We start from the raw sequence: 14,035 nt of genomic DNA, 5'->3' as shown, positions 1-14,035 counted from the left end.
CCTACTGCCCCTCCATTTAAAAATATTGTTACAATAAAAAACACCAAGAAAAATCCTGGTGTTTTTTATTAAATATTATGCTTTTTTAACTTTCACAACTTCATCAAGAACTTTCTTCTTTCCAAAGTCAACTGTAAGATTTGCTACTTCATTCATATTAGTAATAATTACAGGAGAAATTGAACTTGCTGCTTTCTGTTCAATAACTTCTTTATTAAAAGTTACAAGTAAATCTCCTTTTTTAACTTTATCTCCTTGGGCTACATGAGCTGTAAAACCTTCTCCATTTAATTTTACAGTATCAATTCCTATATGAATTAATACTTCAAGTCCTTCTTCAGTTAAAATTACTGCTGCATGCTTAGTTGGGAATAATACTGATACTTCTCCACTAACAGGCGCATATACTTTATTTCCTGAAGGTTTAACTGCAAATCCATCACCTAAAAGCTTTCCTGCAAAAGTTTCATCTGGAACTTCCTCTAATTTAACAACTTCACCTTCAATTGGATTACATATTGATACTGTTCCTCCGGCAGTCTTCTTGTCCTTATCAGCTGCTACTTCACATTTTTTCTCATCTACTTCTGGTTCATTTGATGGCTCATAACCACCATTTGCTATAATAGTCTTTATATTATCTTTAATTCTTTCAGCTTCTGTTCCAAAAATAGCTTGAACGTTATTTCCAGCAAATAACACTCCAGTAGCTCCTAAAGCCTTTAATTTAGCTTGATCTACCTTTGATGGATCTTTTAATGTAAGTCTAAGTCTTGTAATGCAAGCATCAAGAACTTGTATATTATCTTTTCCACCTATTGCTTCTAGAACTTTTGCTGCTTTTTCAGCTCCCTTAACATTTATTGGAGCTACTACATTTTCATCCTCATCTTCTCTACCAGGAGTCTTTAAGTCTAACGCTCTGATCGCAAATGAGAAAACTGCAAAATATAATGCAAAGAATGCTATACCAACTAGCCATATCAACCATGGATGCCCTGCAAACTTAAGTCCTAAAAGGTAGTCTATAAATGAAGCTGAGAAAGTATATCCTAATCTAATCTTTAGCATACTTGTAACAATACCTGATAAGAAAGCCGCAGCTACATGGAATATAAATAGCATTGGTGCTACAAATATAAATGAAAACTCAATTGGTTCTGTTATTCCTGTAAGGAATGCTACAAATGCTGCTGATATCATCATACCTGATACTTTTTTTCTGTTTTCCTTTTTAGCAGCTGCAATCATAGCTACAGCAGCTCCTGGAAGACCAAACATTAGTATTGGAAATTCAGATGCCATAAAGAACCCGGCAGTAGGATCTCCATGGAAATATCTTGCTGAATCTCCAAAGTAAGTTACACCATTTGAAACAAACTCACCAAATTGGTATAAGAAAGCTGGATAGTACATATGATGTAGTCCAACTGGAATTAATAATCTTTTTCCTGCTGCATAGAACGCAGGTCCAAGCACTGATGTTGATGCCCATTGTGAAAAGACATTGATTCCATTTTGAATAGGTGCCCAAATATTAACTCCAATAATTCCAAAAATTAAAGCTGCAAGAGAAGTTATAATTGGCACAAATCGTTTTCCACCAAAGAAGCCCAAAACCTGAGGCAACTTTATATCATGGAATCTATTATATAAAATACCTGCAATTAAACCTATAGCTATACCTCCAAAAACCCCCATATTAATAGTTGTTTGAGATACTACATCATTATAAGCAGCCGTTTTCATAAAAGCCTCTAACGTCATTCCTTGTTCAGCCGCAAGCTTTGTAGCTAAAGATGTAGCGGCACTTGCACTAGCAACGTTTATAATTGCTTGTAGAATAAATTGTCCTACGACAGCAGCTAAGGCAGCAACTCCTTCACCACCTGTAAAACCGATTGCAACTCCTGCTGCAAATATCATTGGAAGATTACTAAATATAGCATCTCCTGCCTGCGCCATATATGGTAAATTTAATAGGTCCGGCTGACCAAATCTTAATAATAAGCCCGCTGCTGGTAAAACAGATACTGGCAGCATAAGTGACTTTCCTATCTTTTGTAAGATAGAAAATAACTTTTTCATTATAATACCTCCTTGTTTAGTTCAAAAACTCAAAATTATAAGTATATGTTGTTCAGCTAAAGCATTTGGTAGTCCATAATTTAAAACAAAAAAACACGAGCTAAAAGGAAAATAATTATAATAGTATAATTATTATTCCCTTAAAGCTCGTGCCTAATTCAATAGTAACACTGCTTTTATATGCTTTCTCTTTTTTATATTTTGATTCTATATTTTTTCAAATTTTTATTCTTTTGATTATATTTCTGAAAGTCTATTAAGATGCAAAGCTATATAGCCTATTTCATCTTCAGGTAGTACTACAGAAAATAAATCTTCCATTTTTAAAGCAACTTTCATCGCGATGTTATAATCATTATACAAATCTTTTTTTATAATGTCAAGTAAGTTATTTTTTATAGTTTTTTTCTGTTTTATTCTCTCTATTACAAAGTTCAAATGGGTTATTGTTCTTATATATTCAATAGAACTCTTATCGAAAGTCTTATTTAGCAACTTTGATATTAGTTCCATTAATTCTCCAATCTTTCTTGTATATGCTAAAGAATCACTTACCTGCTGTTGATTTAAAGCAGCATTAATATGCATACATATAAATCCAATTTCATCTTCTGGAAGCTCAACATTTAACCTATTATTTATCATACCTAAAGCTCTTTCTGCAAGTCTATACTCATCAGGATATAATGCCAATAATTCATGTAAAAATGGATTCTTAATTTCAACGCCATTTTTAAGTCTTCTTATAGCAAAGTTAATATGATCTGGAAGAGATATATGTATGGCTTTATTTAGTTTAGTTTTGAAGTTTTTTTCGCATAATGATATTATTTCTTCAGATATGCCAACAATTTCTCCGTCTATTTTACCTAAAATCTTATTGAAATTTTCTTCGTGATAGTTTATCTGTTTTACAAACTTATTTTCTACTTTATCTTCTGAAACCCTTTTCTCTTTACCCGAATTAAAACCTATGCCCTTGCCAACTAGAACAAATTCTTCTCCTTGTTTTTGTGCAATCACCACATTATTATTTAATACCTTTTTTACAACATAATAATCTTCCATAATATCACCTACTCTATATACAAAAGTATACTTATCTGTGTTTACTATATATCTTTAACCTGCCTTATGTCAAATGTAAATTATAGATCTTACATCTAAAAAATATAAATATAAAGGCTAAGTGTTATCTACTTAGCCTCGATATTTATTAATTATAAGTTTTCCATTTACAACATCTACTTTTACTTCTCCTCCATTTGAAAGACTTCCAAAGAGTACTTCATCTACAAAATAAGGTTTTATTTCCTGTTGAACTATGCGAAGTATTTCTCTTGCTCCATATATAGAAGATACTCCTCTTTCCGCAATCCACCTATAGCATTTCTCAGTTACATTTAAATTGATATTCTTTGCTGAAAGCTTTTCATCAAATTCTTTTAAAGACTTTTTAGCTATTAAGTAGGCCATGTTTTCATCCATTTTATTAAATATAATAATTTCATCTAGCCTATTTCTAAACTCCGGAGAAAATATTCTTTCTACTTCTTTTGCTATGGAATCTTCTTTTAAGACTCTTGAACCAAAGCCTAACATCTCTTTTCCTACAAATCTTGCTCCTGCATTTGAGGTCATTATCAGTATAACATTTCTGAAGTCAGCTCTCTTCCCATCATTATCTGTAAGGGTAGCGTAATCCATAACTTGGAGTAATACATTAAAGATATCCGGATGAGCCTTTTCAATTTCATCAAGTAAAAGTACACAATAAGGCGTCTTTCTTATGGCACCTGTCAAAAGTCCTCCCTCTTCATACCCTACATAACCAGGAGGAGCACCAATAAGCCTTGCTACAGTATGTTTTTCTTGATACTCACTCATATCAAACCGAATTAATGGAATATCTAATATTTCTGCAAGCTTCTTTGCAATTTCAGTCTTTCCAACACCAGTTTGCCCTACAAATAGAAGACTCGCTACAGGTTTTTCCTCATCATTAAATCCTGCTCTTGACCTCTTAATTGCTCCTACTACAGTTTCAATAGCTTTATCCTGACCAAAGATAAACTTTTTCAATTCCTTGCTTAAATTTTTTAATCTCTCAACTTCACTTAAGGATACATTTTTTTCAGGGATTTTAGCCATAACTGAAATTACCTTTTGTATATCCTTTTCTGTGATTTTTATATCTCCTTCTTTATTGTTGGGTTTTAACCTAGCATAAGCACCAGCCTCATCTATTACATCTATAGCCTTATCCGGAAGATGTCTTTCATGTAAATATTTCGAAGTTAATTCCACAGCACTTTTTAAAGCATCATCTGTGTAAATTACACCATGGTACTTCTCATATGTGTTTTTTAGCCCAAGAAGTATCTTATAAGTATCTTCTCTTGTAGGCTCCAGAACCTCAATTTTTTGGAATCTTCTAGATAAAGCTCTATCCTTTTCAAAATACTTTTTATACTCATCGTATGTAGTAGAACCTATAACTCTAAGCTTTCCATCAGTCAGAAATGGCTTTAATATGTTAGCAGCATCCATAGAGCCTCCTGATGCAGCACCAGTGCCTACAATGCTGTGAATTTCATCTATATACACAATTGCCTTTTCTTTTTCTCTTATTCTATTTAATACTCTTTTAATTCTCTCTTCAAAATCTCCTCTATATTTCGCACCAGCTAGCAATGCTGCAATATCTAATGAATATATTTTGCTTCCCTTTAAAACATCAGGAACTTTGTCATCTGCTATCATTTGAGCTAATCCCTCTGTTATAGCAGTCTTACCTACTCCTGCTTCACCTACATGGATTGGATTATTTTTTAATCTTCTGCACAATACTTGTATAGTCCTTTTTAATATGTCTTCCCTTCCTATAACAGGATCAATTTCTCCCCTTCTTGCTTTTTCCGTTAATTCTAAAGTATACAAATTTAGTATATCTCGTCTATTTGCTGTTTCATAAAATTCTTCTTCATCCTCTTCAGAGTCTAAGGCTAATTCTTCATAAGCATTATTTTGTGCAAATATATTGTGAGATATATTTTTGAGAATATCCAATCTTCTTATACCTTGTTTTCTTAAAAAATAACTAGCAAAGGTATCTTCTGAGTCATACAACGCAACCAACACATCTTGAAATCCTATTGTTTCCTTATCTGCTGATACCACATGAGCTCCAGCGGAAGATATTATATTTTGTACTCCTAAAGTTTGAATAGGCTCTCCATAATCTATCAATGGAATCTCATCTCTAAAAAATTTCAAAAGATCCTCTTTAAGCTCATTAATATTTCCTCCAGAATCTATTATAATTTTTCTCGCTTCTTCAAATTGCAGTGCTGCATATAGTATATGTTCTGGAGTAAGATATTCATGCCTAGAAATTTTTGCCTCAGAATACGCAGCTATAAATATTTCCTTTAATAAATTATCTAAATTCATAATTACTCCTTTTCTAAAGTTAGTTTTAATGGAAATCCATTTTCTTCTGCCATAATCATGACTTGTCTTATTTTAGTTGAAGCAATATCATAAGAATATATTCCGGCAATTCCTATGCCTTTTCTATGAACATCAAACATGATTCTTTCAGCCTCAATAGGACTTTTCCTAAATATTTTGATTAAAATCTCAACCACAAAATCCATTGTCGTATAATCATCATTATGCAAAAGAACCTTGTACATATTCGGTTTTTTTATTTTTATTTCCGTTTTTTCTTTAGTAAATATTACTTCATTCAAAGTCAACAACTCCCAAATATATTATTTATTTTTTAATATAATAATAAAAATTTATATATTCTATGGATATTATAACAAAAAATACCCCACATATAAACTTTAAAAATGGTTAATATAATAGTGTCAGAAGGATTCAAAGTTTCACTAAGAAGTACTGCTTTTATTCTAAAAGTAAATGGAGATGAGTCCATTGCAAATTCTTAGTGGTTGTTGGTATATTTATTAATAAATCTTAACAGAAGTGTTTATTAATAAAATCAACAACTATATCATTTGAACTTCTGATTATATAGATTAAAGGTAGATGCATATAAAACATCTACCTTTTGTCTTTTTCCTTAGTTTATATTTATTAAAAACATCCTCTAAACGTTAAAAAATCTTCTTGCAATTTTTACCGCCTCTTGTGCATCCTTAGCATAATAATCTGCCTTTATCATATCAGCATACTCCTGGTTCAATACTGCTCCTCCAACCAAAATCTTACATGGTATATTGTTTTTTCTTAGGCTTTCTATAGTCTTCTCCATAGATTTTACTGTAGTTGTCATAAGGGCACTTAACCCAACTAAGGTTACTTTTTCCTTTTTCGCTGTTTCTACTATCTTTTCTATAGGCACATCTTTGCCTAAATCTATTATTTCAAAACCGTAATTTTCAAGAATAACTTTTACAATATTTTTCCCAATATCATGAATATCACCTTGTACTGTAGCTAAGATTATTTTTCCTTTAGAAACTTCTTTTTTTCCTTCTAGTTGTATTTTTTCTTTGATTACAGAAAAAGAATTCTTTACAGTTTCAGCAGACATAATAAGTTGTGGAAGAAATATTTCTCCCTTTTCATATTTTTTGCCTACTACATCTAAGGCTGGAATTAAATATTCATCTACTATAGTTAGACTATCTTTGCTCCTTAATAGTTCTTTTGTCTTCCCTATAGCTTCATCTTTTAGTCCTTTTATTATTATTTCTTTTAAATCTCTATAACTTTCTGTTTGAATTGTTTCTTTATGTTCATCTTTGGAGTAAATGCTGATATATTCTTTTGCCTCTCTATCTGTATTAGAAAGAACTTTAAAGGCTCTTATTGTATCCATTATAGCTTTATTGTTAGGATTTAATATAGGTGCATCTACCCCCTCTGCTAAAGCCATAGCAAGAAAAGTCTGATTCAAGATCTCCCTTTTAGGAAGTCCAAAAGATACATTGCTCACGCCAAGCAAAGTCTTAACCCCAAACTTTTCCTTAACCATTCTTACAGCTTTTATGGTTTCTATAACTTCACTCTGCTGAGCTGAAGCTGTAAGCACTAAACAATCAATTAAAATATCCTCTTTTTTTATGCCATATTCCATAGCAGTGCTTATGATTTTTTCTGCTATTTCAACTCTATCTTCAGCCTTTGATGGAATACCATTATCATCAAGAGTAAGCCCTACAACACAGGCACCGTATTTTTTGACTATAGGAAAAATGGACCTCATGACCTTTTCTTTTCCATTAACCGAGTTTATTATAGGCTTACCATTGTAAATTCTTACTGCAGCTTCTATGACTTCTGCCTCGGAACTATCTATTTGAAGAGGAACATTTATTATAGATTGTATTTCTTTAACTGTTTTCACCATAACTTCTTTTTCATCTATTTCTGGAAGTCCCACATTTACATCTAATATATCTGCTCCAGCTTCTACCTGGTTTATAGCTTCCCTTAGTATATAGTCCATATTATTATTTTTTAAGGCCTCTTTAAATATTTTCTTTCCTGTTGGATTAATTCTTTCCCCTATAAGCTTTACCTCTTTACCTAAGATCACAGTTTTACTTGAAGAACATACAGCAGTTAATTTTTTATCTGTTATTTTAACAGGTTTTAAGTCTTTTAATGCTTCCACTACTCTTTTTATGTACTCATCATCTGTACCACAGCAGCCACCTAAAATAGATGCACCTTTTTTAGCCATTATTTTTATATTATCTACAAATTCTTCAGGTGTAATTTCATATACAGTTTTCCCATACTCAACTCTTGGAAGTCCTGCATTTGCTTGAACAATAACAGGAATTGAAGAATATTCTAATATCTTTTCAGCTATAGGAAGCAGCTCCTTTGGTCCAAGAGAACAATTTACTCCTAAAGCATCAACTCCTAGACCTTCTAAAAGAGTAACCATAGTTAAAGGGTCCGTTCCTGTAAAAGTTCTTCCATCCTCTCCAAAGGTCATGGTACAAAATACTGGAAGACTGCTGTTTTCCTTTGCTGCTAAAATTGCCGCCTTAGCCTCGTATAAATCCGAAATTGTCTCTACTAATATAAGATCACATCCAGCTTTAACTCCAGCTTCTACCTGTCTTTTAAAAATCTCATAAGCTCTTTCAAAGCTTAAAGTTCCTATAGGCTCCAGCATTTGTCCAATTGGCCCAATATCTAGTGCTATGTATGTTTCTCTGCTATTCTTTTTTGCTTCTTTAGCTATATTAACAGCGCTTGTTATCACTTCTTCTACAGAATATCCAGTATCTTTAAGCTTTAACTCATTAGCTCCAAAGGTATTTGTAGTTATTATATTAGCTCCTGCTTTTATGTATTTTTCATGAATTTCTTTTATTATATCTGGATGCAGAATATTATATGTTTCTGGAACCTCTCCTGCCTTAAGTCCTCTATTTTGAAGCATAGTCCCCATAGCTCCATCAAAAAATATAAATCTATTTAATAAATCACTTTTAATTCCCACAATAACTGCCCCCTTTTCTATATTCACATTTCCCAAAACTGCTGCATTTTTTACATCCTGGAGGTTCAGATTTAATATTTTTATCTTGAAATCCTATTACTGCACTTACAGATTTTCTTGGTATCAAAATATTGTTTTCATTTACTGTAAGTCCTATTCTCTTTTGTGCTTCTAATGCATTTATTACTTTAGATTGAATTTCTATGGAAAAATCACCATACCCCGGACTATATCTATATGTAATACCTAGATTCATATTTTCTGCTTTCTGCTTTATCTCATTTTGCACTTCATCACAAATCCACTCTACAGCAGTAGAAGCACACGCATCTAAAATCAATGCCTTTGTTAAATCTACCTTCTCATAATATCTTATTCTAGTATCCATCATGCTTCCAAGAGTTACAGCCATAACAGCGCACATAGACGAATCCTTAAGATGTTCTAATATATCTTTCCCTTTAAATACTAGATTGCTTTCACTAAGACTTATTGAGTCTTCATATCTTTGAATATTAAATATATTATATACATATTTATAATTTGAAATTTCTTTTATTTCCTTTATGCATTCATCTATTAATAAATCTATGCTTTTATCAATTACACAATTTTTGTGCCCCAAATATCTTAAAACTTCTTTTCTATCTATGTGCACTGCCACCACCCCTTAAGTAACTTATATAATACGCAGACTAGCTCCTATATAGGAATTTCTAGTCTCTGTAGAATTTAGTACTAAAACCTTTATCTAATACATATTTTGCATATTCCTTTGCTCCAAATAAAGATAAATCTCTATAATTTCCACATTGTAAATCATTTGCTGCTGGAACTTCTTCTGCTTCTAGTACCTGTTTTAAAGAAGCTTCAAGAGCATTTTTTACTGTTTCTGGTTCTACTTCTCCCCACATTACAAGATAAAATCCTGTTCTACATCCCATTGGAGATATGTCAATTACATTGTCTAAATGTTCTCTTAAAAACCCTGCAAGAAGATGTTCTAAAGCGTGCATAGCTGCAGTTGGCATTGCTTCTTTATTAGGTTGTAAAAATCTCAAGTCGAATTTTGTTACTACATCTCCATGTTGTCCATTTAAAACTCCTGCTTTTCTTACATAAGGCGCAACAACCTTTCTATGATCTAACTGAAAACTTTCTACTTGTGGCATTTTAAATTCCTCCTTATATTTTTTTTAATCTCTATACTCTAGTCAATTATACCCTTTATTTTTATAATACCAAATAATAAATTTTTGAAATTTAGCCTTCTATACAGCTATATTGTTATTTATAGCTTTTACAACAGAATCTATATTAGAGACAATTCTTCTTGCTACCTCTGGATTGTTCATGGTGTATATGTGAATTCCTTCTACTCCTGAAGATAATAGATCTATTATCTGCTCTGTAGCATAGGCAATTCCAGCATCTTTTAAAGCCTGTGGTTTATCAATATATCTATCCATAATCTTTTCAAACTTTTTAGGCACATAAGCTCCACATAGTGATGTTATTCTTTTTATCTGCCGGCTGTTTGTAACTGGCATAATCCCTACTTCTATAGGAACATTAATGCCTATCTCATCTACCTTTTCTCTAAAATTATAGAAGAAGTTGTTATCAAAAAATAACTGAGTTATTAAAAAGTCTGCTCCGGCGTCTACCTTCTTTTTAAGATTTTGTAAATCATCATCAAAATTATTACATTCAATATGCCCTTCTGGGTAACAAGCACTACCTATGCAAAAATCTTTTCTACTTTTTATTTTTTCTATCAAATTTACTGCATATTTAAAGTGAAGAGGAGTTGGAAATTTAAAATTCGGATCCTGAGGAATATCTCCTCTAAGTGCTAGTATGTTTTTAATATTATTATCTTTTAATAATTTTAAGACTTCCTCTACTTCATCTCTAGTAGAGGAAATACAAGTTAAATGTGCTAATGCTTCAATATTATATTTATTCTTTATAATAGAAGCTATCTCAACAGTTTTATTTCTATCCTTAGTATTTCCCCCAGCCCCATAGGTTACACTTATATAGTCTGGATTTAAAGGTGCCAGCTTATCTATAGTCTCATATATAGTGTCTATAGAATAATCTTTCTTTGGTGGAAAAATCTCAAATGAAATTACAGTTTTTTTGTTTGAAAATATGTCCTTTATATACATAAAAATGCCCCCCAATATTAATGTACATTCAGGAATATTTCTTAAAAAGTTTAAAAATAGTAAAAGACCTAAAGGACATCCTTTAGGTCTTCTCCCATTTAATATCCTCATCTTTCAGCTTTCGCTGCAGGAATTAGCACCATTGTATAAATTCTAAAATCCATACTGGTTGCTGGGCTTCACAGGGCCAGTCCCTCCGCCTCTCTTGATAAGAAATATTCCGTTTTATTTATGTTTATGATTATATATGTAACTCTCAATAATGTCAATGCTTTCTAAATTGTTTTATAGATAAATGCTAAAGTTTACTATGTTTATTCAACATAGTTTTTTGCTTAAAGCAATTTTTCTATATAAGGAGCCATATCTTTAGGTTCTGTAGTAGGTTCAAATCTTTCAACTACATTTCCATTCCTATCTATTAAAAACTTAGTAAAATTCCACTTTATAGAGTTTCCTTCTAGAAACTCTGGAAATTCCTTTTCTAATACTTCAGTTAATTTACTACCTACAGGATGATTTTTATCTATGCCTTTAAAAGGAATCTTTTCACTTAAATATTTAAATAATGGATGTGCATTTTCGCCTCTTACATCTATCTTTTCAAAAAGTTGAAAGCTTACTCCATAATTGATTTTGCAAAAGTTTTTTACTTCCTCGTTGCTTCCAGGCTCCTGTTCTGCAAATTGGTTGCTTGGAAATCCTAATATTTCAAGTCCTTGTGATTTGTATTTCTTATAAAGCTCCTCTAATCCTTCATACTGAGGAGTAAAACCACATTTGCTTGCAGTGTTTACAATGATTAACACTTTGCCTTTATACTTTTCAAGTGAAATCTCCTCTCCATCTATTGTCTTTACTTTGAAATCATATATTGACACATTTATCCCCTCCGTTTATGAAAAATTAGTTTTTTAAGAAATTGCTATACATTTAGGATAACCTTATTTTATTTCAATATTCTTATAAAAATGCTTATTTGCCATAATATATCTTACTTGTTTAGCAAATAATATATTTACATAAGAACATATGTTTGGTATCATATAGTTATAAATTCTAAGGAAGTGTTAATATGGATATATTGGAAAAGCTAAAAATACTATCAGATGCTGCTAAATATGATGTATCCTGTTCATCTAGTGGAAATAGAAGAAAAAATACAAAAGGTGGGCTTGGAAGTTGCAACACAAGCGGCATATGTCACAGCTTTACTGCAGATGGTAGGTGCATATCTCTGCTAAAAATCCTCCTCACAAACTACTGCTGCTATGACTGTGCTTATTGTATCAATAGAATTTCAAGCGATATACCAAGGGCTGCTTTTACTCCACAAGAAGTAGTAAACTTAACTATAAATTTTTATAAAAGAAATTATATAGAAGGATTATTTTTAAGCTCTGCTGTATTCAAAAATCCAAATTATACTATGGAACTTTTGATTGATGTTGCTGCCAAACTTAGAAACCAACATAAATTTAATGGATATATTCATCTAAAAGCCATACCTGGAGCAGACCCTATTCTCATTAAAAAGGCTGGAAAACTTGCGGATAGAATGAGTGTTAATATTGAACTTCCTTCCTCAAATAGCCTAAAGCTCTTAGCTCCTCAAAAAAAGAAGGAAAATATATTAAATCCAATGTCCCTTATAGGCTCTCAAATTGCAGTTTCAAGAATTGAAAACAAACTTTATAAAAATTCTCCATCCTTTTTACCTGCAGGACAGAGCACTCAACTTATAATCGGAGCTACTCCTGAGAGCGATCTTCAAATTATAAAGCTCTCTGAAAGTCTTTACAACAAATTTAGTTTAAAAAGAGTTTATTATTCTGCCTATGTTCCAGTGGCTGATAATCCTAAACTTCCATCTTTAACTACTCCTACTCCTATTTTAAGAGAACATAGACTTTATCAGGCTGACTGGCTTTTAAGATTCTATGGTTTTTCTGCAAAAGAGCTTTTAAATGAAAACAATCCAAACTTCGATATAAATCTTGATCCTAAAACCGATTGGGCACTTCGCCATCTAGAAAATTTTCCTATAGAAGTGAATACTGCTTCTACAAGAGATCTTCTCCGTGTGCCTGGTATAGGAATACGCTCTGTTGGAAAAATCGCCTCATCAAGAAGAGTTCACTCTCTCAATTTTGATGATTTAAGAGCCTTAGGTGTAGTCTTAAAAAGAGCAAAATATTTTATAACCTGCAAAGGAAAATACTATGGAGAAGTAGATTTTGATGAAGCATTAATACGAAAAAGACTTACTGATAACATCAGTAATAAAAGTACTGTTGTCAATAAAAAAGCTAATCTAAATTATGAACAACTTTCTTTTTTTACAGAAACTCCTGCTATTTATAATCCTAGTGATGCTTTTAGTAAAATAACCGGTGAGTTATAAAGGAGGTACAGCTATGATTTGTTATACCTATGATGGAAGCTTTGAAGGATTGTTAACCTGTATTTACGAATCCTATTATAGAAAAGAAAAACCTGAAGAGATTTTAAAAAGAAATGAATTTATACCTAATCTTTTAAATAAGGAAATTTATATAGAAACTGACATTGATAAATTCTCAAAGGTATATAATGCTATAAAGCAAAAAATTTCTCCTGTTTCATTAAAATATATATTTTATGTATATCTTTCTGAAGTAAGGAACTCTAGTGATTTAATCTATAACTACATAAGACTTGGCTTTAAACTTGGAAAAAATATAGATTTACATATTTATGACAAGAGGGTTTTGGAAGTTCACAGATTAGTTAAAAAAGTTACAGGTGAAATTCATAGAATGTTAGGCTTTGTGAGATTTAAAAATATAAATAATAATTTTTTATACTCTGCTATAGAACCTGAACACAACATTGTTGCTTTAATTACTCCTCACTTTGCAGATCGTTTATGCAGTGAAAATTTCATAATCCATGATTTAAAAAGAGAAATAGCATCAATGTATAATGGACAAGAATGGTCAATTACTACTCTTTCTAAAAATCATGGACTAAAATTGCTGAATGAAGCCAAAGATGAAATATATGAATGTCTTTGGAGAGAATACTTTAGAAGCACTACTATAGAAAGCAGACTTAACCTAAAACTTCAGAAAATGCATATGCCAAAGCGTTATTGGAAGTTTCTAACGGAAATTTCTTGATATAAGAGCAAGTAAAAAATTTAAAAAGTGTAAAATTGGAGGAGTAGAAAGTGAAGGAGTTTAGGAACTTCTCTTAATTTAGAAAAAACAAATTTTCTAAACTCCCTACACTCTCT

The 14,035-nt window shown here is 31.5% G+C and carries 11 protein-coding genes and 1 riboswitch; of the genes, 2 read left to right on the top strand and 9 right to left on the bottom strand.

The annotated features are described in order from the left end of the window. Positions 1–75 precede the first annotated feature (75 nt). From CPAL_RS06675 to CPAL_RS06635, 9 genes are all read right to left on the bottom strand, one after another. Complete coding sequence (locus CPAL_RS06675; protein WP_061858246.1) at positions 76–2,088, bottom strand: glucose PTS transporter subunit IIA; 2,013 nt, start codon at positions 2,086–2,088, stop codon at positions 76–78. A 237-nt stretch (positions 2,089–2,325) separates the two neighbouring features. Then, positions 2,326–3,156 carry a PRD domain-containing protein gene (locus CPAL_RS06670; RefSeq protein WP_061858245.1) on the bottom strand — a complete coding sequence of 277 codons (831 nt, stop codon included), beginning with the start codon at positions 3,154–3,156 and terminating at the stop codon, positions 2,326–2,328. 132 nt (positions 3,157–3,288) lie between these two features. Then, complete coding sequence (gene clpA, locus CPAL_RS06665) at positions 3,289–5,541, bottom strand: ATP-dependent Clp protease ATP-binding subunit ClpA (RefSeq protein ID WP_061858244.1); 2,253 nt, start codon at positions 5,539–5,541, stop codon at positions 3,289–3,291. A gap of 2 nt (positions 5,542–5,543) precedes the next feature. After that, complete coding sequence (locus tag CPAL_RS06660) at positions 5,544–5,843, bottom strand: ATP-dependent Clp protease adaptor ClpS (protein ID WP_061858243.1); 300 nt, start codon at positions 5,841–5,843, stop codon at positions 5,544–5,546. Between the two features lie 365 nt (positions 5,844–6,208). Then, the gene (locus tag CPAL_RS06655) at positions 6,209–8,584 is read right to left on the bottom strand and encodes a homocysteine S-methyltransferase family protein (protein WP_273093427.1); all 2,376 of its coding nucleotides are present in this window, start codon (positions 8,582–8,584) and stop codon (positions 6,209–6,211) included. Continuing rightward, positions 8,574–9,242 carry a vitamin B12 dependent-methionine synthase activation domain-containing protein gene (locus CPAL_RS06650; protein WP_061858241.1) on the bottom strand — a complete coding sequence of 223 codons (669 nt, stop codon included), beginning with the start codon at positions 9,240–9,242 and terminating at the stop codon, positions 8,574–8,576. Before CPAL_RS06650 ends, CPAL_RS06655 begins: the two co-directional genes overlap by 11 nt. Before the next feature lie 58 nt (positions 9,243–9,300). Continuing rightward, positions 9,301–9,756: an S-ribosylhomocysteine lyase gene (locus CPAL_RS06645; protein ID WP_061858240.1), complete on the bottom strand. Its 456-nt coding sequence runs from the start codon at positions 9,754–9,756 to the stop codon at positions 9,301–9,303. 99 nt (positions 9,757–9,855) lie between these two features. Next, the gene (gene metF, locus CPAL_RS06640; protein WP_106024320.1) at positions 9,856–10,758 is read right to left on the bottom strand and encodes a methylenetetrahydrofolate reductase [NAD(P)H]; all 903 of its coding nucleotides are present in this window, start codon (positions 10,756–10,758) and stop codon (positions 9,856–9,858) included. Positions 10,759–10,862: 104 nt separating this feature from the next. Next, a riboswitch (SAM riboswitch) is annotated at positions 10,863–10,973 on the bottom strand. Between the two features lie 120 nt (positions 10,974–11,093). Then, complete coding sequence (locus tag CPAL_RS06635) at positions 11,094–11,639, bottom strand: glutathione peroxidase (protein WP_061858238.1); 546 nt, start codon at positions 11,637–11,639, stop codon at positions 11,094–11,096. 194 nt (positions 11,640–11,833) lie between these two features. Between CPAL_RS06635 and CPAL_RS06630 the strand changes: the two genes are divergently transcribed. Continuing rightward, positions 11,834–13,162, top strand: coding sequence for a putative DNA modification/repair radical SAM protein (locus tag CPAL_RS06630; RefSeq protein WP_061858237.1), 1,329 nt, complete (start codon positions 11,834–11,836; stop codon positions 13,160–13,162). Positions 13,163–13,175: 13 nt separating this feature from the next. Beyond that, positions 13,176–13,919 (top strand): TIGR03915 family putative DNA repair protein, encoded by a 744-nt coding sequence (locus CPAL_RS06625; RefSeq protein ID WP_061858236.1) that lies wholly within the window; start codon positions 13,176–13,178, stop codon positions 13,917–13,919. Positions 13,920–14,035 lie beyond the last annotated feature (116 nt).

The sequence above is a fragment of the Clostridium thermopalmarium DSM 5974 genome (assembly GCF_002995795.1).
Classification (GTDB): domain Bacteria; phylum Bacillota; class Clostridia; order Clostridiales; family Clostridiaceae; genus Clostridium_H; species Clostridium_H thermopalmarium.
This window is presented reverse-complemented; position numbering and strand designations above follow the sequence as displayed.

What these genes read in the sequence shown, in the direction of transcription:
- CPAL_RS06675 (WP_061858246.1), bottom strand. Translation starts at nt 2,088, where the DNA reads ATGAAAAAGTTATTTTCTATCTTACAAAAGATAGGAAAGTCACTTATG.
- CPAL_RS06670 (WP_061858245.1), bottom strand. Translation starts at nt 3,156, where the DNA reads ATGGAAGATTATTATGTTGTAAAAAAGGTATTAAATAATAATGTGGTG.
- clpA (WP_061858244.1), bottom strand. Translation starts at nt 5,541, where the DNA reads ATGAATTTAGATAATTTATTAAAGGAAATATTTATAGCTGCGTATTCT.
- CPAL_RS06645 (WP_061858240.1), bottom strand. Translation starts at nt 9,756, where the DNA reads ATGCCACAAGTAGAAAGTTTTCAGTTAGATCATAGAAAGGTTGTTGCG.
- metF (WP_106024320.1), bottom strand. Translation starts at nt 10,758, where the DNA reads ATGTATATAAAGGACATATTTTCAAACAAAAAAACTGTAATTTCATTT.
- CPAL_RS06630 (WP_061858237.1), top strand. Translation starts at nt 11,834, where the DNA reads ATGGATATATTGGAAAAGCTAAAAATACTATCAGATGCTGCTAAATAT.
- CPAL_RS06625 (WP_061858236.1), top strand. Translation starts at nt 13,176, where the DNA reads ATGATTTGTTATACCTATGATGGAAGCTTTGAAGGATTGTTAACCTGT.